We start from the raw sequence: 23,459 nt of genomic DNA on the forward strand, positions 1-23,459 counted from the left end.
TTCAATGTAGGCCGGCGCCCTGGCCCTGGGGGTGGGAGGGGATTTCCTGCTGAGCGGATTCGGTCGCGAGCTCCGCGTGTCGCGTGAGAGGAACGAGCTCTGCGATGTTGGACGTGATGATGGAGTCCACGCCCATTCCCGCCACCCGCACCATTTCGGGGAAGTCGTCGACCGTCCACGCGGTGACGCTGTATCCGTGGCGCTGGATCTCCTCCACCAGCTCGCGGGTGAGTATGCGGTAGTCGGCGTTGAAGGCGTCGGGCCGCAGGTCCTCCCAGATCTCCGGGCCGGGCAGGTCGGACTGCTGCCAGGGCAGCGCGGTCCCCGCCGAGGGCAGCTTCGCGCGCACGTCCCGCAGCGTGCCGAGCGACCCCGTGAAGCAGACCCGATCGCTCATTCCGTGCTCGCCGACCACGGCATCGGCCGCAAGCGCGGTGGCGGCGGAGTCCACCTCGCACAGCAGCGATCGGGGCGCGGGGCCCCTGCCCGCCTCGGCCAGCACCTCCATGAAGGTGGGTATGCGCTGCTCGACGTCGGTGCCCAGCACCGCGAGGTCGGCCAGCTCGGCGCTGCCGGCGGCCCGGTCCAGCCCCCAGTCCTGCTCCAGGCTTCGGTCGCGAACCACCACGACGTGTCCGTCGGCCGTGGTGCGAAGGTCCACCGCGAGGGCGTCGGCCCCCGCCGCGATCGCCGCGCGGATGGCGGGCAGCGTGTTCTCGCGGTAGCGGGATGTATCGCCCCGCAATGCGGTCGCCAGAGTCATCGATCATCCCCCCAGGCCCCGTGGTACCGGCGGGGGTCGTCCGCCGGAGTCGGTGTCCACATTGCCAAACCGGGCGCGCCGACGTGGGGCGAGTCCGGCGAGTCCTGCGGATTCGGCGGCAATGCGAACACAATGCAAGCATCCGCAACGGCGATCGCGGCCCCCGCAACCCCCGCGGCGCGACGGCCCTCGAATCCCGCGGCATACACTGCGGGGTGGTCAGCGCCGCACTCTGGCGGACTGGGAGACTTCTGTGGTAAGCACGCGCGCCCGCTGCACGGCCGGCGCCGCTCCGACGACGATATCCGAAGGCGAAAGATGATCCCCGACCAGCGCCGCGAGCACATCCTCAAGCTCCTGCAGGAGCGGCACGTGCTGAGCATCAACGAGCTCACTTCGATGCTGTCCGTCTCGCACATGACGGTGCGGCGCGACATCCAGGCGCTGGAGAACGACGGCAAGGTGCTGTCGGTCACCGGGGGCGTGCGCCTGGCGGCCCGGCTGAAGAGCGAGCCCTCCTACCTGGCCAAGGCCCAGCTGGAGGTGCCGGCCAAGCGCGCCATCACCCGCGCCGCGGGCCAGCTGGTGCGCGACAACTTCACCATCTTCCTCGATGCCGGAACCACGTCGCTGCAGATGGTGCCGATGCTCACGGAGAAGGTCGGGCTGACCGTGGTCACCAACGACTTCAACGTCGTCGGGCACTTGATGGAGTATCCCAACATCGAGCTGATCCACACCGGAGGCGTGGTCTCCCACGCCGATCACTCCTCGGTGGGGCAGTTCACCGCCGACTTCCTGAGCAAGGTCAACGTCGACATCGCGTTCGTCGCCAGCAGTTCCTGGGACGTGGAGCGGGGCTCGACGACGCCGTCGGAGGCCAAGGTGGTCGCCAAGCAGCAGTTGCTGCGCATGGCCTCCAAGAGCGTGCTCACCGTGGACAGTACGAAGTACGGAAAGTTCGGGACGTTCCGGGTGGCCCGCCTGGAGGAGTTCGACTTGATCGTCACCGACGACCGGCTGCCGCAGTCGGCGGCCGACGAGATCAGGGCTCAGGAAGTACGCCTGGAGCTGGTCTCCCCGGAGTAGGCGCGGGACGGGGAGCCCTTCCGTCACGGGCGGCCGGTCGGTGACGGGTCGGTCCGTGGCGCGGAGCGCCCCTGCCGAGTGCGGGGTCCGCGTGGCGGCGGGCGGCGTCGGCTCAGGCTTCGTCGCTGCCCAGTTCGGCCGGGCAGAACAGCTCCAGCTGGATGCCGTCCGGGTCGGAGAACTGGATCATGGAGCCGTTGTCGGAATGCACGACCGGCGAGTGGTCGATGTCGAGCTCGGTGAGCCGGTCCTCCCAGTAGTCCAGCTCGCCGAGGCTGCCGACCTGGAAGGCGACGTGGTCCATGCCGGTACGCCGGTGGTCGAAGGTGGCCTTGAACTGGTCTTTGTGCTGAATGAAGCCCAGCACGACGCCACAGGGATGGCGGCACTCGGTAAGCAGCCACTGCTTGCCGTCGCGGGTCTTGAACTCCTTGAACCCGAGCACGGTGCGGTAGAACTCGATACTGGCGTCGCGGTCGCGCACAGACAGGGTGATGTGCGCGAGTCCGGTTACTCGAGGCACGGAACCCTCTTTCCGGCGGTCCAGCGGCCGTCTGCGGGGTGGGAACAGCGTAAGCACGATTCTTGAGAATACGCGGGTCACGGGGCCTGGCAAGGGCCTGTTAATGCATGCTTAACGGGATCGATCGCTCCCGCGCGCGCAGGGCTCGGAGACGGTTCCGTACAAGGCCGTGTCACGGCCGATCGTGGCTACGCGCACGGTTCGTCCCACCGGGTATGAGACTGCTCACATCACGGCCGGGTGACCGCCCGTCCCGGCGCCGGCGGGCTCACTGCGAGGGACACGGCGCGGAGCCCGGGGCGTGCCTCGATACCCGGACGTGGCAGGGTTTCGCCCATGAGCGCCAACACCACACTGCATGTCGTCACCGTGTTCCTCGGGGACGGCGACACCGGCGGAAACGAACTCGGGGTCTTCCTCGACGCGTCGGGAACGGCCGAGACGGTCCGGCAGCGGATCGCCGCCGACCTCGGCTTCGCCGAGACCGTCTTCGTCGAGGACGCCGACCGGGGGCGGCTGTACATCCACACACCCGCCGTCGAGCTGCCGCTGGCCGGCCACCCACTCGTGGGCACCTCGTGGCTGCTGGCCGACTCGGGCCGCCCGCTCGACGTCCTCAACCCGCCCGCAGGCGCGGTCTCCACGTGGTCGGAGGGCGAGCGGGTGTGGATCCGCGCCGATCCCGATCTGGCGCCGGTCTTCGACACCCGGCAGTTGGCCTCCCCGGCCGAGGTGGACGCCCTGAAGGGCGGTGAGGCAGGGGTCGACCTCCACGTGTGGGCCTGGGAGGACGAGTCGGCCGGACACGTCAGGGTGCGGGTCTTCCCGCACGAGATGGGCATCGGCGAGGACGAGGCCACCGGCGCCGCCGCGCTGCGCCTGGGTCAGCGGCTCGGCCGTGCGCTGACCGTGCACCAGGGGGTGGGCTCACGCATCGACGTGCGCCCCGGTCCCGGCGGCACCGTTGAGGTCGGCGGCCGCTGCGCCCTGCTGCGGACACGCGAGTACCCGCTGTCCTGAGGGGTGCGGCGATGCGTCGCGGCGCGTGCGTGGAGGCACCCGCCTCGATGGGGCCTTAGGAGCGCCGGCGGTCCCGGGGCTCAGCCGCGCACCAGGCTCCCGTAGACGATCAGGTTCCGCTCGTAGCGCCCGGTGCCGGGGTCGAAGCGCCCCGCGCAGGTGATCAGCCGCAGGGCGGCGTGGTCCACGGGGCCGTAGACCGCGGCGGAGGGGAACCGCTCCTTGTCGACCTGCTCGCTGCGCCGCACCCGGAACAGCGCGGAGGAGCCGTCTGCGCGTCCGATGCGCACCCTGTCGCCCGGCTCCAGTTCGTCCACCCGCAGGAACGCCGAGGGGCCGGTGCGGGAATCGCGGTGGCCGACGATCACCGCCGGGCCGGGTTCGCCGGGCGCTGCGCCCAGGCGGTACCAGCCCGCGACGCCGGTCCGCTCCAGCGGCGGCTCCTCAAGTGTCCCGTCGGCGTCGAGCCCCACGGGCACGATCCGCGCGGCCATGCCGACGGAGCGGGCGGTGATGCGCACCGGGGCGGCGACGGCGTCCGCCGGGTTCTGCGGCCCTCGCGGTCCGGTCGCCGGGCCGCTCCGATCGGGGCCGGTGGGCGTGGCCGGCGGGTCCGCGCCGGCGGCGCGCAGGGGTGGCGCGGCGCCCGGAACCGCCACCAGCAGTACCACCGCGGCCAGAGTGCAGGCCAGACCGCGGGCGGCGGATTCAGCCCGCACGGCGGGCGAGTCGGCGGCTCGCTGCCGCGGCCGCACCCGCGGCAAGCAGTCCGGCGCCGGCCAGGGCGGCGGGCACCGGCGAGCCGGAGTCGGCCGCGGCGCCGCCTCCTCCGGTCTGCGGCGCGCCGAACGGGGTGGGTGTGAGCGGCCCCCGCACCACCGTGACCTCGCCCGCGACCGTCTCGTTCGAGGCGCCGCCGGCGCACTCGCCCATGACGCCGTAGACGCCCGGCTGCGTGCCCGGCGCCACCACGACCGGGACGGTGCCGAAGGTGTCGATCAGTTCGGCCGAGGCCGAACCCTGGAACGCCCGGGATGTGAACTCCAGCCGCTCGGCCGGTCCCTCGCAGGAGGAGCGCAGGGTGACGGAGTCGCCGGGGGCGACGGTGGCCGGCGTGATATCGATCTCCCCGGCAGTCGCCGCGGAGGCCCCGCCCACCGCCGCCGCGCTCGCCGCGAGGCCGATCGTCACCAGAATGCGCATGTCGTCTCCCCATCGCCGCACATCGGACAACCGAACGATGTCACATTAGGTTATGTATGGTCACGCACCGTATCGGGTGTCGGGACGTGTCGCGGTTCCATCGGGGCTCCCTCGCGCCCCGCCATCGGCGGCTCGGCCCTACCCTCGAAGGAGATCGAGGCGAATGCATGGCGGAGTGGCGATGTCGGCGACGCGGTTGCTGGTTCTGGGGGCGGTGCGCGCTTCGGGGCGGGCACACGGCTACCAGGTGCGGCGCGAGCTGCTCAGTTGGGGCGCCGAGCAATGGGCCAGTGTCAAGCCGGGCTCGATCTACCACGCCCTGCGCCAGTTGCTGAAGAGCGGAATGCTGCGCAGCGCCGGTGTGGAGGAGAGCGGCGAGGGGCCTGAACGCACGCTCTTCGAGCTGACCGAAAGCGGCGAGGAGGAGTTCGTCCGCCTGCTGAGCAAAGCGCTGTCGGACGCCTCGGCCAAACCGGAGTTCTTCGGCGCCGGCATCACCTTCCTGACGTGCCAGCCCCGGGAGCGGGCTGTCGGTCTGCTGCGGTTCCGCCTCGCCGGGCTTGAGCGGGAGCAGGGAAGCCTCAGGTCGATGCTGGAGGACGGGGCGGTGCCGGCTGCCAAGCCCGAGCACGTCTGGGAGCTGTTCCGTTCGTGGATCGTCGCAGGCGATGCGGCGGTCTCCTTCACCCGCGAGCTGATCGAGCGCCTGGAGAACGGCGCCTACACCATGGCCGGCGAGGGCGGCGCGGCCTTCGGCGAGCGCGGCTGGATGTCCTCCGCGCAGGGCTGACGGGGGTCTGCCTGCCCCGGCGCACGAATCCGTTTGATCGCGTCCGACCGATGCGGCATGGTGAGTGGTGTTCAAACTTGACTACCGAGTTCCTGGGGGAAACGTGATCCGCACCCGTGATCTCGCCCGGACGTTCCAGACCAAGGGCGGCGCCGTCGAGGCGGTGCGCGGTCTCGACCTGGACATCGGGGCGGGCGAGCTCGTCGCGTTCCTGGGCCCCAACGGGGCGGGGAAGTCGACGACCCTGCGAATGCTCACCACCCTGCTCCTGCCCACCTCGGGCAGTGCCGCCGTCGCGGGGTGCGACGTCGTGGCCGACCCGAAGGGAGTCCGCCGGCGGATCGGCTACGTCGGCCAGGGCCACGCCGCGGGAACGGGCCAGTACGTCGCCGACGAGTTGGTCAGCCAAGGCCGGCTCTACGGATTGAGCAAGGCCGAGGCGCGTTCGCGCGCGGCCGAGCTGATGGCCGATCTCGACCTGGAAGGGCTGGACAAGCGCGAGGCCGCCCATATCTCCGGAGGGCAGCAGCGGCGGCTGGACATCGCCATGGGCCTGATCCATCAACCGGAACTGCTGTTCCTGGACGAGCCCTCCACCGGCCTCGATCCGCACAGCCGCGCCAACCTCTGGTCGCACATCACCCGGCTGCGCGAAAGGTACGGCACCACCATCCTGCTCACCACCCACTACCTGGACGAGGCCGACAGCATCGCCGAGCGTGTGATCGTCATCGACCACGGCTCGGTCATCGCCGACGGCACGCCCGACGAGCTCAAGGGGAAGGTCTCCGGGGACCTGGTGAGTCTGGAGGCCGGCTCCGAGGAGGACGCCCGCGCGGCGGCGGCCGCCGTCGAGGGCGTGCCCGCGACGCATTCGGTCGACGTCTCCGCCGCGACGGTCCGGATGCGCGTCGACCGCGGCGACGCGGTCCTGCCCGAGGTTCTGCGCACCGTCGACGCCCATGGGCTGGAACTGCGCACCGTGCAGGTACACCGCCCCTCGTTGGACGACGTCTTCCTCACCCTGACCGGGCGCAGTCTGCGCGAGAGCGCCGAATGAGCGCGGCCCCGCCCTCGACCGACGTGTCCGGCCCGAACGGCTCGAAAGGAGCGCGAACGATGTCCCTCCTCCGCGACACCTGGCTGATCTGCCTCCGGCAGCTGCGGCCCACCCTGCACAGCCCCGTCGCGGGCCTGGGGTTCAGTGCGCTGCAGCCGATCCTCTATCTCGCGCTCTTCGCTCCGCTGCTGTCGGGGATGCCCGGCGCCATGGGCGAGAACCCGTTGCAGTGGTTCGTGCCCGGCGTGCTGGCGATGCTCGCGCTGTTCGGCACCTCTTTCGCGGGCTTCGGTCTGCTGCCCGAGCTGCGCAGCGGCGCGCACGAGCGCCTGCTGGCCGCCCCCGTCAACCGGGTCGCGCTGCTGCTGGGGCGGGTCCTGCGCGACATCGCGGTGCTGCTCGGCCAGGCGACCGTCATTCTGCTGATCGTCGTCGCATTCGGTCTGCGGGTATCGCCGGCGGGCGCGGTCGCGGGCCTGCTGGTGCTGCTCATCATGGGCGTCGGTCTGGGAACCCTGTCCTACATGCTGGCGATGTCGGTGAAGCAGGAGTTCCTCTTCCCGGCGATCCTGCAGACCACGACCATGCCCCTGATCCTGCTGTCCGGCATCCTGCTGCCCATGGAGCTGGCGCCGACCTGGCTGTACACCCTCTCGCGCATCAACCCGCTGAGCCACGTGGTCGACGCCGAGCGGGCGCTGTTCGCCGGCGACTTCAGCGACCCCTCGGTCCTGGTCGGCTCCGCGGTGGCCGTGGCGGTCGCCGTCGTCGCGCTCGCGCTGGGCACCCGCCTGATGCGCCGTTTGGCGACCTGAGGCGCCCGTCCCGGCCGAGGCCCGACTGGCGGGTGAAGGGTGTTAGTCGCTAACATGTTAGCCACTAACATCCTTCTCGAAGGGCGAGCGTGAGCCAGGACTGGCGGGAGCGGAAGAAGGCGCGGACCCGGGAGCGGATCCAGCGCGAGGCGCTGCGGCTGTTCGGGGAACAGGGCTACGACGAGACCACGGTGACCCGGATCGCCGCGGCCGCGGGGGTTTCGCACACCACCTTCTTCCGGTACTTCCCGACCAAGGAGGACGTCGTCCTCGCCGACGAGTACGACCCGCTTATCGAGGCGGCGATGCGCAGCCGGCCGGATTCCGAGGACCTGGTCGAACGGGTGCGCAACGCGATGGCGGAGGGCTTGGCCGCCGTCTACGCGGCCGACCGGGACGCGCTGCTGGCGCGGGTGCGGCTGCTGCTCAGCGCGCCCGCGCTGCGCTCGCGGCTCTGGGAGCAGATGCAGAGCACACAGGCGCTGCTGGAGCGGTCGCTGGCCGGCACCGACGACCCAGCTGCGGTGCCGATGCGGGTGCGCGTCGTCGCCTCGGCGTGCCTGGCCGTGCTCACCACCGCCATCACCACGTGGGGCGACGAAGGCGGCACCGCCGACCTGCCCGAACTCGTCGACGAGGCCTTCGCCCAGCTGCGCGCCGAGCTGAGCTGACTACAGGGAACCGGTGGGCGGCCGGTCGCGGATGCGGAGAGGCGGAGGGACATGGAGAACGCGGGCACGCCCGTGATCGAGGTCGAGGACCTGCGCGTGCGCTACCGCGGGGCCGGGACCGACGCCGTGGCGGGGATGGCCTTCACGGTCGCCCCCGGCGAGGTGTTCGGATTCCTGGGGCCCAGCGGCGCGGGCAAGTCGACGGTGCAGCGGATCCTCACCCGCCTGCTGCGCGGTTACAGCGGTCGAGCCGCCGCGTTCGGGCGGCCGCTGGAGGATTGGGGCGGCGACTACTACGAACGCATCGGGGTCGGCTTCGAGCTGCCCGTGGCCTTCGGCAAGCTCACCGCCGCGGAGAACCTCGCCGCCGTGGCGCGCCTGTACCGCCGCCCGGCGCCGCCCGTGCGCGATCTGCTGGAGGCGGTCGACCTGGGCGGGGTCGCCGATCGGCGCGTCGAGGGGTTCTCCAAGGGCATGCGCATGCGGCTCAACCTGGCCCGTGCTCTGGTCAACCGTCCCGATCTGCTGTTCCTGGACGAACCCACCACCGGCCAGGACCCCGTGCACGCCGCCGCGCTGCGCGAGCTGATCCGCGACCAGGCACGGCGGGGCACGACAGTGTTCCTGACCACCCACGACATGACCACCGCCGACCGGTTGTGCGACCGCGTCGCTTTCGTGGTGGGCGGATCCATCGCTGCCGTGGACTCCCCGCGCGCCTTCAAACTGCGCTACGGGCGCCCGGGAGTGCAGGTGGAGTACCGCGTCGACGGCCGCCTGGACGTCCGGCAGGTACCGCTGGACACGCTGACAGCCGACAGCGAACTGGCCGAGCTGCTCGCCCGGGGCGCGGTCGAGACGGTCCACACGCGTGAGGCGTCGCTGGACGACGTGTTCGCCACCGTCACCGAGGCGCGACTGTGACCGGCGGGTGGGCGGCGCGTGCGGCGGCCGGTGCGGCCTTGGAGTGGCGGGTGGAACTGCGCCACGGGGTGCCCGCCGCCGCGGCGGTACTCGCGGTGCTGTGGACCGCGGTCCTGCTCGCCGTTCCGGCCGCGTCGGCACCCACGGTCGCCGCCCACCTGCTGATCGTCGACACCGCCGGCTTCGGCGTGCTCTTCGCCGTCGTGCTGGTGCTCTTCGAGCGGGCCGAGGGCGGCCGGGCGATCCTGGCGGCGGCTCCGCTGCGGTCTGCCGAGTACGTCGGGGCGAAACTCGGGGTGCTCACCTGCCTCGCGGCGGCGATCGCGGTCCCGATGACCCTCGCGGCCGCGCGCGGGCGCCCGGGCGCAGGGTCGGCGCTGCCGCCGGTGCTGCTGGGTGTGGTGCTGCTGTCGCTGCTGCTTGTCGGGGGCGTGCTGGCGGCCTGCGGCCGTTCGGCCGGGCCGGGAGTGCTGTTCACCCGGCTTCCGCTGGTCGCCCCGCTGGTGGCGGCACCGCTCGTGCACGTATCAGGTGCCCTCGACCATCCGCTGCTGTACCTGGTGCCCACCACCGGCGGCGCCGACCTGATCCGCGCCGGGCTGCTGCCCGAGGCGGCACCCGGGGCCGGGCCGCTGGCCGTGGCCGTGCTGTACCTGCTCGTGTGGATCGCGGGTGCCGCGGTCCTCGCCGGCAGGGCGGCGGGACCGGAGACGGCGGCCGCGGTCCCGCCGCCGGGCGACCGGTCGAGCCTGCGCCCCGAACTCGGCGAGGGGCGAACCACCGGCACCGCCCGCGCGCGTGCCGACGCCCCTGCCGCGGGTCGGGTGCCCGGCGGCACAGGCGCATCGGCCGTGCCGCGGCGCGGCGGAGCCGTGGGCGGGCTGGCGCGTGTCGATCTGCGCGGGCTGCTGCGCGATCCGATGCTCGTCGCGCTGCTGCTGGGGCCGGTCCTGCTCGCGCTGGCGCTGCGGTGGGGGTATCCGCCGGTGAGCGGTTTCCTGTCGGACCGCTACGGGCTCGACACCGCACCCCTTGCTCCTGTGCTGCTGGCGGCGCTGGTGGTGCTGCACGTGCCGATGATGATCGGCGCGATCGCGGCCCTGCGGACGGTCGAGGACGCCGACGACGGCACGCAACTGCTGTACCGGGTCTCGCCGCTGGGCCTGCCGCGCTACCTCGCCTACAGGCTGGCGGTGGCCTCGATCGCGGCGGCGGGCGGGCTGGCGGCGGCCGTCCCGCTGTCGGGCCTGGCGGCCGGCGTTCCCGCCGAGCGGGCTCCCGCGCTGGTCGCGGCGGTCGCGCTGGCAGCGCTCCAGGCGCCGCTGTTCGTGCTCGCCGCCACCGCGTTCGCGCCCTCCAAGATCGAGACTCTGGTGCTGGTCAAGGTCGCCGGTGCGGTCTTCACCCTGACCCCGGTCGCGGTGTGGTGGCTGCCCGGCCGGGCCGCGTGGGCGCTCGCGCCCCTGCCGCTGTTCTGGCCGACCGCGGTGCTTCCCGGATTCGGCACGGTCCCCTGGCCCGCGGGTCTGGCCGCGGGAACGGTCGTCGCGGCGCTCAGCGGCGCGTGGCTGGTCCGGCGCACCGTGCGGCGCCTGGAGGGCGGGTGAGCGCACGCCGCTATCCCGCGTGCAGGTCGCCGAGGCAGTGGCGCACGCGGCCCCGCGTGCGCCGGGCCGCGCGGGCGAGCCGCCCATCGCCGCCTCGGGGCCCGGAGCCGCCGGGGCAGGAGGGGCCGCGGTCTTCCGCGGCGTCGGTGCGGGTCACCACTGAGCCGACGGCGGCCGCACAGGCCGCCAGGCGTAGGTGCTGGAGAGCACCATGGTGCTGGACGGGCGGCCGTGCTCGGCCAGCCGGTCGATGACCTCCTCGAAGTGCGCCATCGAGGCCACCGCCACCAGCAGCACGCAGCAGGCGTCGCCGGTGACCCGGTGGAGCTGCAGGATCTCGGTCATCTCCAGGGCCGGCGCGTCGCGCAGCAGGCACCGGGGGCCGAAACACTCCATGCGCACCAGCGCGGTCACCGGCAGCCCGGCGGCGGCGGGATCGACGTGCGCGTGGTAACCCGTGATCACGCCGGAGTCCTGCAGCCGCCGCACCCGATCGGCCACAGCGGGCGCCGACAGGTTCACCCGCCGCGACAGTTCGTTGTAGGACAGCCGGGCGTCCTCCTGCAGCTCTTCGAGGATCCGCCGGTCGACGGTGTCCAACACGTCCCCTCCCGTATGCGCCGCGTGCCCGGCATGCCAGGTGGCTCAGCGCCTCGTCGCCACGCCGCGCCCCGGCCCTTCCGGCCGCCTAGTCCGGGCCTGGAACAGTCCCTTTGCGCTCGTAAACACTACAGCCGACACCGATTGCGGACGTTAAGCACGGACCTCCGATCCGCAAGTGCCGGCCATTCAATCCGCGGTCCCGCTTGGCTCATGCTGGGGTAGACCGACGCGCACCGCGCGAGCAGAGAGGTGAGCAACGATGGCCATGACCGCGTCCTACGACCACGGGCGCTCGGCGCCCGGCGACGCGGCCGCGGAGAGCGCCGGCGCACCGCAGACCTGCCCGGTGCTCGGCACCGACGAGGCCGCCGCCTATACCGACTACGTGCACACCGAGACGCTGCTGAGCCTGCAGCGTCCGCGTACCGGCGAGTCGGCCGAGTTGTCCTTCATCATCACGACCCAGGTGATGGAGCTACTGTTCCGGCTGATCCGCCACCACTGGGAAGAGGCCCGGGACGCGCTGGAGGCCGACGACACCGCATCGGCCCTGGCGGCGCTGCGCCGCGCCACCGGCCCCCAGGACGTGCTCGTGGAGTCCTGGGCCATGCTGGCCACGCTGACCCCCGCGGAGTTCGACAGGTTCCGCGACTCGCTGGGCGTGGCCTCGGGCGTGCAGTCGGCCGGGTACCGGCAGCTGGAGTTCCTGCTGGGCAACAAGTCGGCGGGGATGGCGCGAGCACAGAGCGGACTGCCCGTGGCAAGCGCCGAGTTGGAGCGGACCCTCGCCGAGCCCGGCCTCTACGACGCCGCGCTGCGGCTGCTGCGCCGGCGCGGGACGGCCGTGCCCGACGAGGTCGCCGAGCGCGACTGGAGCCGCCCCTACAAGCCCGATCCCCGGGTGGAGGGAGCCTGGGCCGAGGTCTACGCCGACGAGCGCCCCGGCAACGACCTGCTGCAGCTTGCCGAGGCCCTCATGGACACCGCCGAGCGCGTGACCCGGTGGCGGCACCGGCACCTGATGGCGGTCAAGCGCTCCATGGGCGCCAAACCCGGCACCGGCGGATCCAGCGGGCTCGACTGGCTCGCCCGCAACGCCGCCCAGGACGTCTTCCCCGAACTGTGGTCGCTGCGAACCGGAGTGTGAGGCCCCGGCCCGCCGCGGGCATGCATGCCTTGTGCCACCCGCCACCGCCCCGATCGGCGACACCGCGTGTCCGTGTTCGCGTCGTCGGCCACCGCCCCGACCGGGGCGCTGCGCGCAGGTTCCCCGCCGGACCGGCTGCCGCCTCCGCCCCACCCCGCGCATCGGCCAGCCCGTCCGCCCGTCCAGCTCAGGAAGGCCGCACCCGCATGACACCCATCACCCGCCCCGACTGCGTCCGGCGTGACGACGAGGACCCGCTCGCCGGGTTCCGCCGGGAGTTCCTGCTGCCCGAGGGCGTGATCTACCTCGACGGCAACTCGCTGGGCGCGCTGCCGGCGGCCGCTCCGGGGCGCATCGCGCGCACGGTCGAGCACGAGTGGGGCGAGCGGCTGATCGCCAGCTGGAACGACGCCGGGTGGTGGGACAAGCCGCGCGCCCTGGGCGCCAAACTCGCGCCGCTGGTGGGTGCTGCACCGCACGAGGTGGTCGTCGGCGACGGGACCTCCGCCAACCTGTTCAAGGCGCTGGTGGCGGCGCTGCGGCTGAACCCCGAGCGGCACGTCGTGCTGGGGGAGAAGGGCAACTTCCCCACCGACCTCTACATCACCGAGGGCGTGGCCGAGATCATGGGTGCCGTCGAGCGCCGGGTCGACGCCGACAACCGCGCGGCCCTGGCCGGTGCGCTGGCGGCGGGCGATGTGGCGGTCCTGCTGCTGAGCCATGTGGACTACCGCACGGGCGCCCTGCGCGACATGGCCGAGATCACCCGGTTGGCCCACGCCAACGGGACGCTGGTGGTGTGGGACCTGTGCCACAGTGTCGGCGCGCTGCCGATCGAGCTGGCGGGCTGCGGCGTCGACTTCGCGGTGGGCTGCACCTACAAGTACCTCAACGCCGGGCCGGGCGCTCCCGCGTTCGTCTTCGCCGCCCAGCGCCACCACTCCGCCGCCCGCCAGCCGCTGACCGGATGGCACGGCCACGCCCGGCCCTTCGACTTCTCCGGCGAGTACGCACCCGCCGAGGGGGCGAGCAGCTTCCTCAGCGGATCGCAGCCGGTGGTGGCCGCCGCCGCGCTGGAGGCCTCGCTCGACCTGTGGCAGCGCGTGGACCTGCGGCTGCTGCGAGAGAAGAGCGTGGCGCTGACGGAGCTGTTCATCGAGCAGACGCGCTCCGCCGGACTCGATCTCGTGACGCCCCCCGAGCCCGATCGCCGCGGCAGCCAGGTCGCGCTGCGCCACCCCGAGGGGTACCCGATCGTGCAGGCTCTGATCGCACGCGGTGTGGTGGGCGACTTCCGTGCTCCCGACGTGCTGCGCTTCGGGTTCGCGCCGCTTTACCTGCGTTATGCCGACGTCTTCGACGCGGCCTCGGCGCTGGTCGAGGTGGTGCGCAGCGGGCAGTGGCGTGACCCGCGCTTTGCCGCCGCCAAGGCCGTGACCTGAAGCACCGTCCGCCGCTGCCACCCCCGAGCGCTCCCGGCACCCGCAAACTGTGACGGGTGCCATATTTTTTTCGGTTTAAAGTCCTGAAACCCCGCTCTGTTCAGGGGTTCCGTCCCTGTGAACCACCCCCGACGCAGGTCGTGATCAGGGGTTTTGCGTTCCCCCTTGTGGCATTTGACTTTTTCGTGGACTACAGTCCCTCGTGATCGGTTCGTGACCTGGTCATTACCTTTTCAGGATCCAGGTCTGCATCCTCCGATGCCGAGCCCCGGGACATGACCCCGGGCCAAGAGGCCCCCGACCTCTTGCGGGCTGGGCCGCGCATCCAGCGCCTGCCCCGGTTCGCCGTCCTTCGACGGCGGCCGGCGATCCCGCCGCTCCTGGCCGTCCGGTCGGGAGTCCCCAGCAGACACACCGCTCCTCGGGCACCCCTGTTTCAGTGTGACCGAAAAGTCGGAAATGTCGTGCGTCTGTGCGGCCTCGCTCGGCCCCGCTCTGTCGAAATGGGTTGCGTTTTCATGAGTTCTGATCCTGTGCAGTACGGCGAGGTAAAGTCCTCCTACTTCTGGGACGACGGTTCCGGCATCAACGGCGACACGGGTGCTCCCGCCTCCGGAGAGCCGATGCAGAAGGGCATGGCGGCCAGCCCCAGCTGGCCGCTCGGCACCGAGGGCTACGTCGAGTACAACGGCAAGAAGGCCGAGTTCTTCATCGGTGACCGCGGCCCCGGACACCCCGCGGAGAACTGCGACGTCCTCCTCGACCTCGACGGCAAGACCTTCGCCGAGCTGACCGGCGGGAGCTGGAACGACTCCAGCTACACCGTCAGCGGCGGCCAGGGCCACATCGACGTCGAGTACTACATCACCGAGTGGGGCGACGGCGCGGGAACGGCCGGCGCGCCCCAGCCGATGAGCGGCTCCGAGGTGTGCGACGGCAAGGCCGTCCAGCCCGTCCCCGCCTCCGCCAAGGACGACGGAGACGAGAAGAAGAAGCAGGAGTCCGACTCCGACGAGGGCTCCTCCGACGAGGGCTCCTCCGACGAGGGCTCCTCCGAGGAGAGCGGCGACGACGGCGGCTCCGGCGAGAAGACCGCCAACGACGCGCAGGACTCCGGGGGCGAGGACTCCACGGAGCAGCAGCAGAGCGGCGCCGCCTCCGGCGACGGCGGCGACGACGGCTCCGGCAAGGGGCTGACGGCCGAGTCCGCCTCCAACGACATCTCCGGCATCTCCCTGGCCGGCAACGATCTGCCGCTGGCCGCCGGGGTGCTCACCCTGGCCATCGTGCCCGCGCTGCTGGTCGCCCTCCTCTTCGCCCGGCGCAAGCCCGCTGCCGACTACGCCGGCTCGGGCCGCCACCGCAGCTCCTCCCCGCTGTCGGCCGAAGGGCTGCGCGAGACCGCGCAGAGCGTGCGTGCGACCGCCGTTTCCTACTGGGAGCGTGCAAGCCGGTCCGTGCGCCGCGACTCCGGCGGCACCGGCCGGGAGTAACCGCCCCGGCCGATCCGGCCGATCCGGCGACGGCACGACAGCGGCCGCGCTTGCGCCTCTCCGGGGCGTCGGCGCGGCCGCCGTGTCGTCTGCGGGCGCTTACACGTCGCCGAGCAGCACGGCCGGACGTTCTACGCAGTCGGCGAGGAAGCGCAGGAACGCGCCGGCCTCGGCTCCGTCGCACACTCGGTGATCGAAGGCGAGCGTCAGTTCGGTGACCGGGCGCAGTGCGAGTTCCCCGTCGTGTGCCCAGGGGCGTTCGGCGATGCGGCCCACGCCCGCGATCGCCGACTCGGGGTGGTTGATCACCGCCGCCGCCCCGTCCACGCCGAACACGCCGTAGTTGTTGACCGTGAACGTCCCGCCCCGGAGCCGCTCGGGGGGCAGGGTGCCCGCGCGGGCACCTTCGGTGAGCGCCGAGACCTCGGCCGCCAGCTCGCGGGCGGTCAGCGTGTGGGCGTCGTGCACCACGGGGACCACCAGCCCGCGCGGCGTCTGCGCGGCGAAGCCCAGGTGGACGCCCTGCGGACGGAGCAGCTCCTCGCGCTCGGGATCGAACCGGGAGTTCAGCGCGGGAAACCGCGTCAGCCCGAGGACGCAGAAGCGGGCCAGGAGCGCCAGCAGGCCCACCGGCCGCTCGGGGTCGGCCTCGTTGATCGCCGTCCGCAGCTCCAGCAGTCCTGTGGCGTCGGCGTCGACCCACACGGTGGCCTCGGGGATCTCGCGCCGCGACCTGGTCATCCGGCGGGCCATCTCCCGGTGCGGAGCCGAAAGGGCGACGCGCTCGGCCGCGGCGGTCGACCCGTCCGGTCCGCCCGCCGGCGTCCGCGCACCTGCGGGAGAGGTCTCGCAAGCCGCTCCGGAAGCGTCGGCGCCTGCGCGCGGCGGGGCGGCCGGGGCCGCAGCGGCGACGGCCGCCTCGACGTCGCGCCGCAGCACCACGCCGCCTTCGCCGCTGCCGGCGAGCGCGGCGGCGTCGATTCCGTGCTCGCGCGCGATGCGGCGCACCAGCGGCGAGATCACCGGCGCCCGCTCGCCGGGTGCGGGCCGTGGCGGAGGAGGTGCCGCGGACGCCGTTGTCCGCGGCACCTCCTCTTCTGCGTCCCGCCAGGGGAGGAGGCGGCGGGACGGGCCTTCCGGGCGGGTGCCGAACCCCACCAGTACGGCGCCGGAACCGGTGGCGGAGCCGTTCGCCTCCGGCGCGGCACGGGTGGCGGGCGCGGCGGACGAACCGCCGACGCCTTCTCCGCCGGCGGCGCTCCGGCCGCCGCCCTCGCCGGTCGTGTCGCCGGGCTCCTCGGCCGTGCGCACGCTGACCAGCGGGGTCCCCACCGCCACGGTGTCGCCGGGCCCGCCGTGCAGTTCGGTGACGGTCCCGCCGAAGGGACAGGGCACCTGCACCGCGGCCTTGGCGGTCTCGACCTCGGCCACCGGCTGGTCCACGGCCACCGTGTCGCCCACGGCCACCAGCCATTGCACGATCTCGGCGTCCGTCAGCCCCTCGCCCAGGTCGGGCAGCAGGAAACTGCGCACGGCGCCCTCGCCCGCGCCGCTCATGCGCTCACCTCCGTGCGGGGCGCCTGCGGCCGCCCGGCCCCCGCGTCTGCGCCGGGAACCCACGACGACTCCCACTGCAGCCGGTCGACCGCGTCCAGGATGCGGTCCACGGTCGGCAGATGGAACTCCTCCAGGTGCGGCGGCGGGTAGGGGATGTCCAGCCCGCATACCCGCAGCACCGGCGCCTCCAGGTAGTGGAAGCACTGCTCGCTCACGCGCGCGGCGACCTCGCCGCCGAATCCGCCGAACCCGTGCGCCTCGTGGACGACGAGCGCGCGCCCGGTCCGGCGCACCGACGCGGCGACGGTCTCGTCGTCGAACGGGGAGAGGCTGCGCAGGTCGACCACCTCGGCCTCCCTGCCCTCCTCCGCCAGGGACTCGGCGGCCAGCAGCGCTGTGTCGACGGTGGGGCCGTAGGCGATGACGGTCAGGTCGGCTCCCGGGCGCCGCACCACCGCGCGGTCCATCGGCGCCGTGCGCACCGGCAGGTCGAGGTCCTCGCTCGCCCAGTAGCGCCGCTTGGGTTCGAGGAAGACCACCGGGTCGGGCGATTCCACGGCCTCGCGCAGCATGGAGTAGCCGTCGGCGACCGTGGCCGGCGTGACCACGCGCAGGCCCGGTGTGTGGGCGTAGTAGGCCTCAGAGGAGTCGCCGTGGTGCTCGACGGCGCCGATGCCGCCGCCGTAGGGGATGCGGATGACCAGCGGCAGTTCCACGCGTCCGCGTGTGCGGTTGCGCATCTTGGCCACGTGCGAGACGACCTGCTGGAACGCCGGGTAGGCGAAGGCGTCGAACTGCATCTCCACCACCGGCCGGCGCCCGTACATCGCCATGCCCACCGCGGTACCCACGATCCCCGACTCGGCCAGCGGGGAGTCGAAGCACCGGTCCTCGCCGAACTCGGCGCCCAGGCCGTCGGTCACGCGGAAGACCCCGCCCAGCGGTCCGACGTCCTCGCCGTAGACGACGACGTCGGGGTCGGCGGACATGGCGTCGCGCAGCGCCCGGTTGAGCGCCCGCCCCAGGGTGTGGTGCGCCATCACCGGCCTCCGTTCGGCTCGCTGCCTCGCTCGGCCCGCGCAGCGGCCTCGCGCACCCCGGCGCGCTGGCGGCGCAGCGCCGGCGTGGGTTCGGCGTAGACGTGGGCGAACAGTTCGTCGGTCGATCGGTGCGGCTCGTGGGCGAGGCGGGTGCGCACCGACTCGGCCAGGCTCTCCGCCCGGGACGCGAACTCCGCCGATCGCGCGTCGTCGAGATCGCCCTCGCTGCGCAGCAGCGCCTCCAGACGGGCCAGCGGGTCGCGGCGGCGCCAGCGCTCGACCTCGGCGTCGTCGCGGTAGCGAGTGGGGTCGTCGGAGTTGGTATGGGGCTCGACCCTGTACGTGCGCGCTTCGATCAGCGCCGGACCGCCCCCGGAGCGGGCCTCGGCCAGTGCGCGCGAGACCACCGCGTGTACAGCGGCGGCGTCGTTGCCGTCGACGTGGTAGCCGCGCATGCCGTAGCCGATGGCCTTGTGCGCGAGCGTCGGGGCCGCGGACTGCTTGTGGAGCGGCACGCTGATCGCCCATTCGTTGTTCTGGATCAGGAAGACGACCGGCGCGTTCCACACCGCCGCGAAGTTGTAGGCCTCGTGCGCGTCGCCCTCGCTGGTCGCGCCGTCGCCCATGAGGACGAGCGCCGCGGTGTCGGAGCCTTTGCGGCGGGCGGCGTAGGTCAGCCCGACCGCGTGTGAGGCGTTGGTGGCCAGGGGCGTGCACTGCGGGGCGCAGCGGTAGGCCTTGGGGTCGTAGCCGCAGTGCCAGTCGCCGCGCAGCAGGGTCAGTACCTCGACCGGGTCCACACCCCGGCTGATCAGGGCGACGGAGTCGCGGTAGGTGGGAAACAGCCAGTCCTGCCCGGCGAGCGCGAGCGCCCCGCCGACCTGGCAGGCCTCCTGGCCGCGGCTGGAGGGGTAGACGGCCAGCCGCCCCTGCTTGGCCAGTGCCCCGGCCTGGGCGTCGAACCGGCGGCCGACGACCATGGCGCCCAGCAGCGCGCGCAGCGTGTCGGTATCGGGCAGTTCGAAGCCTGCCCGCGCCGAATCCGCGGCGCGGCGGCCCTCGTCGTCGATCAGCCGGAGGGGCTCCAATGAGGGCAGTGGGGGAGCCGCAACAGGTGGCGCATCGCTGGTCGTCATGGTCTGAATATGCGGTTCGGTTCCGCACAATGTCCATATTCCGGCGCGTAATGTAGACGGATGGCCGCAGGGGCCGGATGCGCGAACGGATCCGTCTCAGCGTGCGGCTACCGAACCGGTGTGAGGTGAGACACATGGCTGTGGACGACGTCGATCAGCGGATCATCGACTTGCTGCGCGCCGACGGCCGCATGTCCATCCGCGCGGTGGCCGAGCACGCACACATCTCGCGGGCGAACGCCTACGCCCGGCTCGACAGGCTGCGCACCAACGGCGTCATCCGCGGATTCACCGCGGTCATCGACTACGAGAAGTACGGCAAAGGGCTGGCCGCCTACGTCTCGGTGCGCATCGAGCAGCATTCCTGGGAGAGGTTCCGCGACTACTTGAAGGACATCCCCGAGGTCGACCACGCCGCGCTGGTCTCCGGCGACGTCGATCTCCTGCTGCTGGTGCGCGTCGCCGACGCCGCGGCGCTGCGCACCTTCGTCCTGGAGCGCCTGCAGCGGATCCCCGAGGTGCGCAGCACCCAGACCATGTTCATCCTCGACGAACCCGCCCTGGGCGGACCCGCCTGAGGTCCGCCCCGCGGGTCCGGCACCGGTGGCCGCAGCCGGTCGGGACCTGAGCGGGGCGGTCGGCTCAGAGGCGGGCCGGCCGGAAGACGTGCCACGCGAAGTCGCGCCCTCCTCGCCCCAGAGCACGACCACCAGCCGCCCGCCGTCGATCCGGTAGCCGCCGCCCTTGTGCGGGCCGAAGCCGGCGCCGGTGGTGAGGCAGGCGGTCGCACTGCCTTCCTCGACGACCGGGTCGTAGCCGCGCTCGTGCCGCCGGGGAACGCGCCCCGGCCCACCCGGCGGCGGGCGAACTCCGGGGAGAAGACGATCTCGTCCTCCTGCCCGCCCTCCTCTTCATCGCCCCCCGCCGGCTCCGTGGACTCGGGCGAGGGCGACACCGAGGGCATCGGGCCGTTCTCGATTCCGTCGGCGGCCGAGGCGGCCGCGCCCCGGCTCGGCGAGGGGTCGGCGCTGGGCGATCTCCTGGCCGCAACGGCCGGGCTGCCGGCTCCGTCCCCCTTACAAACACCGCTGTGCCACCCGCCGTAGACGCCCGCCCGGCAGGTCCCCGCGCGAAGGCGGCGCTTCCCGTGCGTCCGAGACGGCGGACCGCAGGCAGCCTCGCCTCCCGCGGCTCGCGCCGGGCAGCGTGGCGGTCGGCGCTGCGCACAGTGCCCCGCCCCGGCCGCCGATCCCCGTTGGCCGCGCCACCCGCCCTGAGGACGGCGGTAGGGCCGCATCCGGCCACCTGGACGTTAGGGTTGACGGGCGGCCGGAGGCCGCCGCGCCGGGCGGGTCCGGACCGTCGGCCGCGGCGGGCCCCGAGGCGATCGTGCGGGAACCGGGCAGCGGAACGGCGTCGCGGCTCCGCCTGCCGCCGCAGACGGCACACGGTGGTGTGCACACCACACCGATCGGCGGGTAGCGGGCTCCTGAACGGGCACGCCGGCACCTGCGGCGGCCGCGGCTGCGGCCCGCGCCGGGGGAGCGGTGCGCCGGAGTAGGACGAGATCGATCACGCAGGAGGGATGCGACCGATGCCTGGACGGTACGGGGGCCAGCAGCGCCGCCAAGGCGGGGGACGCCCGGAGCGGGGCGGCGGTCCCGGAGGCGGGGGCGGCCGCCGCGAGCAGCCCGAGATCAGCGGTCGGCGCGACGACGCCCGCCTGGCCGAGGAGCTGCGCCGGATGGACGGCTCCTCCTACGGCCGCTACAAGTCTCTCACCGGCGACTGGACCTTCCCCGACTTCACGCTGACCGTCGAGCGGGTGCAGTCCGACCCCTTCGCCCCGCCGTCCCGCGTCGCCGTGCGCATCCCCGCCGACGTCGTCGAACTGCCCGACGACGCCTGGCACGCGCCGGTACGGCGCCGGGCGACGGCCGACTACCTGGTGCGCCGGGCCTACCGCGAGCTCAAGGGCGCCCGGCTGCGCATCGACGCCGGCGGCCAAGAGGTGCTGGACCGCGCCGCCTGCCAGATCCGCGACGGCGAGGTGCACCTGAGACTGGGCATCGAGATGCCCGGCCACGGCCGCCGCATCGACGGCCGCACCGCCGAGAGCGAACTGTGCGAGCGGCTGCCCGCCATGGTCGACGCGCTTCGCTGGCCCGAGCTCGACGCCGCCGAGGCAACCGCCTTCGCCGACACCGTCGAGGACACCTGCGCGCTGCGCGACCAGCTGGAGGGCATGGAACTGGTGGCCTTCGTCGCCGACGGCGCGGTGCTGCCGCGCCGCAGCGGCGTCAGCGACCTGCCCATGCAGGGCAGCGCCGTGCCCTTCCGGTCCCCGGAGAGCCTGCGCGTCAGCGTCGACCTGCCCCACGCCGGCACGGTCACCGGGCTGGGCATCGCCGAGGGCATCACCCTCATCGTCGGCGGCGGCTTCCACGGCAAGTCCACACTGCTGCACGCTCTGGAGCGCGGCGTCTACGACCACGTGCCCGGCGACGGCCGCGAGCTGGTGGTCTCCCGTCCCGACGCCGTCAAGATCCGCGCGGAGGAGGGCCGCCAGGTCGCGCGCACCGACATCAGCGCGTTCGTGCGCAACCTGCCCACCGGCGCCGAAACGGCCGACTTCTCCACGGAGAACGCCTCGGGCTCCACCTCCCAGGCGGCCAACATCGCCGAGGCGCTGGAGGCGGGCTCGCATACCCTGCTCATCGACGAGGACACCACCGCCACCAACCTGATGATCCGCGACGCCCGGATGCAGCGGCTGGTGCACGGCGACCGCGAGCCGCTGACGCCGTTCGTCGACCTGGTCCGCCCGCTGCGGCGCGACCACGGGATTTCCACGGTGCTGGTGATGGGCGGAAGCGGCGACTACTTCGACGTCGCCGACCAGGTCATCATGCTCGACGGCTACCGCCCGTACGACGTCACCGACCGGGCCCGCGAACTGGCCTCCGAGCGCACCGACGCCGAGTTCACCGCACCCGCCGATCGCGTGATCGACGCCCGCTCGGTCGACGCCACCGCGCGCGGCAAGTCCCGGCTCAAGCGCCGCGACATGGACGTGCTCACCTTCGGCGAGAACGACATCGACGTGCGCAGCCTGACGCAGCTGGTCGACCCCGGCCAGATCATCGGCGTAGGCCTGGCCATGCGCCGACTCGCCGAGGACGGCCTGCTCAGCCGGCGCACACTCGCCGAGGCCCTGGACGCGCTGGAGGAGCGGCTGGGCGAGGACGGCGTGACGGCGCTCGGCCGCGGCTACGCGGGCGACTACGTGCTGCCGCGGCGCTACGAGATCGCCGCGGCGCTCAACCGCCTGCGCAGCCTGCGGGTGCAGGGCTTGACCCGGACGGGTGAGGCGGAGTGATCCGGCGCCCGGTCCCGGCGGCCGCGTACTCGTGAGCACTCTCGGCGCCGAAAACGGCGCCGAGCACACGATCACCGGCACGGCGCCGCCCGGCGCGGAGGGGCCGCCTCCGCCGCTGGGGGCGTTCCGGTCGCGCTCGACTATTCTGGACCGTGAATCCGACCGCGCGTGCGACCGTCGCGTGTCGCAGCCGCCCCGCCATCTTCGTGTGCGAATGGAGACCCTGCCAGGTGCGTGACCACGCTGACCTCTACCAGCTTCGCTCCGGCGCCGACAACGCCGCCGGGACGGTGATGCTGGTCGTCCTCGACGGGTTCGTGGACGCCGGGACGGTCGGTCGCCAGGCCGCCGACGCGCTCTTCGCCGCGTTCGACGCCGAGGAGATCGCCGCCTTCGACGTCGACCGGCTGCTGGACTACCGCGCCCGCCGGCCCGTGCTGACCTTCGTCGAGAACGCCTACACCGAGTACACCCCGCCCAAGCTGTCGCTGTATGAGATGCGCGACAGCGACGGCACGGCGTTCCTGCTGCTCCACGGGCTCGAACCCGACCACGAGTGGGAGGCGTTCGCCGCGGCTGTGCGCGACCTCGTCGAGCGGTTCTCGGTCACCCTCGTCGTGGGCGTGCAGGGCATCCCGATGGCCGTCCCGCACACCCGGCCCACCACGGCCACCGCCCACGCCACCCGTACCGAGCTGGTGTCGGGGCACACGCCCTGGATCGGCCGCGTCAACGTGCCCGCCAGCGCCGCGGCCCTGCTGGAGTTCCGGCTCGGCGAGACCGGACACGACGCGCTCGGCTACGCCGTGCATGTGCCCAGCTATCTGGCCCAGTCGGAGTACCCCCGAGCGGCGATGGCCGCGCTGGAGTTCGTCTCCGGCGCCACCGGGCTGGCACTGCCCGGCACCGAGTTGGAGGAGACCGCGCGCCAGACCGACGAGGAGATCGAGCAGCAGGTCGAGGCCTCCGAGGAGGTGCAGCGCGTCGTCTCCAACCTGGAGCAGCAGTACGACGAGTTCATGGCGGCGCGCGAGAACGCCGGCGAGGCGGGCGTCCCGATGTTCGGCGAGGACGGCTCCGAACTGCCCACGGCCGAGGAGCTCGGCGCCGAGCTGGAGCGCTTCCTCGCCGACCGCGAGCGCGGCGACGGCTGAGCGGCACCGCCCGTAGAACGGCGCCCGGCCCCGCGCCGGGCGC

23 protein-coding genes are annotated in these 23,459 nt (G+C 72.9%); 15 read left to right on the plus strand and 8 right to left on the minus strand.

Translation table 11 applies throughout. The features are described from left to right. Position 1: 1 nt before the first annotated feature. A complete protein-coding gene (locus LP52_RS19090) occupies positions 2-763 on the minus strand; it encodes a glycerophosphodiester phosphodiesterase (RefSeq protein ID WP_052810036.1) in 762 nt (253 codons plus the stop codon). Positions 764-1,081: 318 nt separating this feature from the next. Here LP52_RS19090 and LP52_RS19095 point away from each other — a divergent pair, with 318 nt between their 5' ends. Then, positions 1,082-1,852, plus strand: a complete 771-nt coding sequence (locus LP52_RS19095; protein ID WP_040275556.1) for a DeoR/GlpR family DNA-binding transcription regulator — start codon at positions 1,082-1,084, stop codon at positions 1,850-1,852. A gap of 112 nt (positions 1,853-1,964) precedes the next feature. Here LP52_RS19095 and LP52_RS19100 read toward each other — a convergent pair whose 3' ends face one another. Continuing rightward, complete coding sequence (locus LP52_RS19100) at positions 1,965-2,375, minus strand: VOC family protein (RefSeq protein ID WP_040275557.1); 411 nt, start codon at positions 2,373-2,375, stop codon at positions 1,965-1,967. 336 nt (positions 2,376-2,711) lie between these two features. Between LP52_RS19100 and LP52_RS19105 the strand changes: the two genes are divergently transcribed. Then, complete coding sequence (locus tag LP52_RS19105; RefSeq protein WP_040275558.1) at positions 2,712-3,395, plus strand: PhzF family phenazine biosynthesis protein; 684 nt, start codon at positions 2,712-2,714, stop codon at positions 3,393-3,395. Positions 3,396-3,475: 80 nt separating this feature from the next. Here the strand turns inward: LP52_RS19105 and LP52_RS19110 are convergent, their stop codons facing one another. Both LP52_RS19110 and LP52_RS19115 read right to left on the minus strand, forming a co-directional pair. Next, entirely contained in the window at positions 3,476-4,114 is a 639-nt protein-coding gene (locus LP52_RS19110; RefSeq protein WP_040275680.1) for a class F sortase, read from the minus strand. After that, positions 4,104-4,598: a hypothetical protein gene (locus LP52_RS19115; protein ID WP_238580992.1), complete on the minus strand. Its 495-nt coding sequence runs from the start codon at positions 4,596-4,598 to the stop codon at positions 4,104-4,106. Before LP52_RS19115 ends, LP52_RS19110 begins: the two co-directional genes overlap by 11 nt. Positions 4,599-4,761: 163 nt before the next feature. On the opposite strand from LP52_RS19115, the gene LP52_RS19120 reads away from it, so the two are divergent. The 6 genes from LP52_RS19120 to LP52_RS19145 all read left to right on the plus strand — a co-directional run bounded on the left by LP52_RS19120 (position 4,762) and on the right by LP52_RS19145 (position 10,465). After that, complete coding sequence (locus LP52_RS19120; protein ID WP_238580993.1) at positions 4,762-5,388, plus strand: PadR family transcriptional regulator; 627 nt, start codon at positions 4,762-4,764, stop codon at positions 5,386-5,388. A gap of 103 nt (positions 5,389-5,491) precedes the next feature. Beyond that, on the plus strand, positions 5,492-6,448 hold the full coding sequence (locus LP52_RS19125; RefSeq protein WP_040275560.1) for a daunorubicin resistance protein DrrA family ABC transporter ATP-binding protein: 957 nt from the start codon (positions 5,492-5,494) through the stop codon (positions 6,446-6,448). A 59-nt stretch (positions 6,449-6,507) separates the two neighbouring features. After that, complete coding sequence (locus LP52_RS19130; RefSeq protein ID WP_238580994.1) at positions 6,508-7,263, plus strand: ABC transporter permease; 756 nt, start codon at positions 6,508-6,510, stop codon at positions 7,261-7,263. 89 nt (positions 7,264-7,352) lie between these two features. Continuing rightward, positions 7,353-7,934, plus strand: a complete 582-nt coding sequence (locus tag LP52_RS19135) for a TetR family transcriptional regulator (RefSeq protein WP_040275562.1) — start codon at positions 7,353-7,355, stop codon at positions 7,932-7,934. 51 nt (positions 7,935-7,985) lie between these two features. After that, entirely contained in the window at positions 7,986-8,858 is an 873-nt protein-coding gene (locus LP52_RS19140; protein ID WP_040275563.1) for an ABC transporter ATP-binding protein, read from the plus strand. Further along, positions 8,855-10,465: a fluoroquinolone export ABC transporter permease subunit gene (locus tag LP52_RS19145; protein WP_052810038.1), complete on the plus strand. Its 1,611-nt coding sequence runs from the start codon at positions 8,855-8,857 to the stop codon at positions 10,463-10,465. The genes LP52_RS19140 and LP52_RS19145 overlap by 4 nt, the downstream gene beginning before the upstream one ends. 153 nt (positions 10,466-10,618) lie before the next feature. On the opposite strand, the gene LP52_RS19150 is transcribed toward LP52_RS19145, so the two are convergent. Continuing rightward, the gene (locus LP52_RS19150; protein ID WP_040275685.1) at positions 10,619-11,065 is read right to left on the minus strand and encodes an Lrp/AsnC family transcriptional regulator; all 447 of its coding nucleotides are present in this window, start codon (positions 11,063-11,065) and stop codon (positions 10,619-10,621) included. 262 nt (positions 11,066-11,327) lie between these two features. Between LP52_RS19150 and LP52_RS19155 the strand changes: the two genes are divergently transcribed. From LP52_RS19155 to LP52_RS27955, 3 genes are all read left to right on the plus strand, one after another. Then, positions 11,328-12,215: a tryptophan 2,3-dioxygenase gene (locus tag LP52_RS19155; protein ID WP_084723340.1), complete on the plus strand. Its 888-nt coding sequence runs from the start codon at positions 11,328-11,330 to the stop codon at positions 12,213-12,215. A gap of 206 nt (positions 12,216-12,421) precedes the next feature. Then, positions 12,422-13,657, plus strand: a complete 1,236-nt coding sequence (kynU, locus tag LP52_RS19160) for a kynureninase (RefSeq protein ID WP_040275565.1) — start codon at positions 12,422-12,424, stop codon at positions 13,655-13,657. Between the two features lie 518 nt (positions 13,658-14,175). Next, complete coding sequence (locus LP52_RS27955; protein ID WP_193790013.1) at positions 14,176-15,150, plus strand: hypothetical protein; 975 nt, start codon at positions 14,176-14,178, stop codon at positions 15,148-15,150. Between the two features lie 99 nt (positions 15,151-15,249). Here LP52_RS27955 and LP52_RS19170 read toward each other — a convergent pair whose 3' ends face one another. The 3 genes from LP52_RS19170 to LP52_RS19180 are packed head-to-tail and all read right to left on the minus strand — an operon-like array spanning position 15,250 to position 18,883. After that, the gene (locus tag LP52_RS19170) at positions 15,250-16,707 is read right to left on the minus strand and encodes a dihydrolipoamide acetyltransferase family protein (RefSeq protein WP_084723341.1); all 1,458 of its coding nucleotides are present in this window, start codon (positions 16,705-16,707) and stop codon (positions 15,250-15,252) included. After that, entirely contained in the window at positions 16,704-17,747 is a 1,044-nt protein-coding gene (locus tag LP52_RS19175; protein ID WP_040275568.1) for an alpha-ketoacid dehydrogenase subunit beta, read from the minus strand. The genes LP52_RS19170 and LP52_RS19175 overlap by 4 nt, the downstream gene beginning before the upstream one ends. Continuing rightward, a complete protein-coding gene (locus LP52_RS19180; protein WP_040275572.1) occupies positions 17,747-18,883 on the minus strand; it encodes a thiamine pyrophosphate-dependent enzyme in 1,137 nt (378 codons plus the stop codon). Before LP52_RS19180 ends, LP52_RS19175 begins: the two co-directional genes overlap by 1 nt. A gap of 134 nt (positions 18,884-19,017) precedes the next feature. On the opposite strand from LP52_RS19180, the gene LP52_RS19185 reads away from it, so the two are divergent. From LP52_RS19185 to LP52_RS19195, 4 genes are all read left to right on the plus strand, one after another. Next, a complete protein-coding gene (locus LP52_RS19185) occupies positions 19,018-19,461 on the plus strand; it encodes an Lrp/AsnC family transcriptional regulator (RefSeq protein WP_040275573.1) in 444 nt (147 codons plus the stop codon). Between the two features lie 354 nt (positions 19,462-19,815). After that, positions 19,816-19,989 carry a hypothetical protein gene (locus tag LP52_RS27440; protein WP_157036402.1) on the plus strand — a complete coding sequence of 58 codons (174 nt, stop codon included), beginning with the start codon at positions 19,816-19,818 and terminating at the stop codon, positions 19,987-19,989. A 488-nt stretch (positions 19,990-20,477) separates the two neighbouring features. Beyond that, positions 20,478-22,262 carry an ABC-ATPase domain-containing protein gene (locus LP52_RS19190; protein ID WP_040275574.1) on the plus strand — a complete coding sequence of 595 codons (1,785 nt, stop codon included), beginning with the start codon at positions 20,478-20,480 and terminating at the stop codon, positions 22,260-22,262. A gap of 230 nt (positions 22,263-22,492) precedes the next feature. After that, positions 22,493-23,416, plus strand: a complete 924-nt coding sequence (locus LP52_RS19195) for a PAC2 family protein (protein ID WP_040275576.1) — start codon at positions 22,493-22,495, stop codon at positions 23,414-23,416. Positions 23,417-23,459 lie beyond the last annotated feature (43 nt).

This window comes from Streptomonospora alba, assembly GCF_000826685.1.
Classification (GTDB): domain Bacteria; phylum Actinomycetota; class Actinomycetes; order Streptosporangiales; family Streptosporangiaceae; genus Streptomonospora; species Streptomonospora alba.

What these genes read in the sequence shown, in the direction of transcription:
- LP52_RS19175 (WP_040275568.1), bottom strand. Translation starts at nt 17,747, where the DNA reads ATGGCGCACCACACCCTGGGGCGGGCGCTCAACCGGGCGCTGCGCGAC.
- kynU (WP_040275565.1), top strand. Translation starts at nt 12,422, where the DNA reads ATGACACCCATCACCCGCCCCGACTGCGTCCGGCGTGACGACGAGGAC.
- LP52_RS19090 (WP_052810036.1), bottom strand. Translation starts at nt 763, where the DNA reads ATGACTCTGGCGACCGCATTGCGGGGCGATACATCCCGCTACCGCGAG.
- LP52_RS19185 (WP_040275573.1), top strand. Translation starts at nt 19,018, where the DNA reads ATGGCTGTGGACGACGTCGATCAGCGGATCATCGACTTGCTGCGCGCC.
- LP52_RS19140 (WP_040275563.1), top strand. Translation starts at nt 7,986, where the DNA reads ATGGAGAACGCGGGCACGCCCGTGATCGAGGTCGAGGACCTGCGCGTG.
- LP52_RS19190 (WP_040275574.1), top strand. Translation starts at nt 20,478, where the DNA reads ATGCCTGGACGGTACGGGGGCCAGCAGCGCCGCCAAGGCGGGGGACGC.
- LP52_RS19130 (WP_238580994.1), top strand. Translation starts at nt 6,508, where the DNA reads ATGTCCCTCCTCCGCGACACCTGGCTGATCTGCCTCCGGCAGCTGCGG.
- LP52_RS27955 (WP_193790013.1), top strand. Translation starts at nt 14,176, where the DNA reads ATGAGTTCTGATCCTGTGCAGTACGGCGAGGTAAAGTCCTCCTACTTC.
- LP52_RS19105 (WP_040275558.1), top strand. Translation starts at nt 2,712, where the DNA reads ATGAGCGCCAACACCACACTGCATGTCGTCACCGTGTTCCTCGGGGAC.
- LP52_RS19115 (WP_238580992.1), bottom strand. Translation starts at nt 4,598, where the DNA reads ATGCGCATTCTGGTGACGATCGGCCTCGCGGCGAGCGCGGCGGCGGTG.
- LP52_RS19095 (WP_040275556.1), top strand. Translation starts at nt 1,082, where the DNA reads ATGATCCCCGACCAGCGCCGCGAGCACATCCTCAAGCTCCTGCAGGAG.
- LP52_RS19170 (WP_084723341.1), bottom strand. Translation starts at nt 16,707, where the DNA reads ATGAGCGGCGCGGGCGAGGGCGCCGTGCGCAGTTTCCTGCTGCCCGAC.
- LP52_RS19180 (WP_040275572.1), bottom strand. Translation starts at nt 18,883, where the DNA reads ATGACGACCAGCGATGCGCCACCTGTTGCGGCTCCCCCACTGCCCTCA.
- LP52_RS19155 (WP_084723340.1), top strand. Translation starts at nt 11,328, where the DNA reads ATGGCCATGACCGCGTCCTACGACCACGGGCGCTCGGCGCCCGGCGAC.
- LP52_RS19120 (WP_238580993.1), top strand. Translation starts at nt 4,762, where the DNA reads ATGCATGGCGGAGTGGCGATGTCGGCGACGCGGTTGCTGGTTCTGGGG.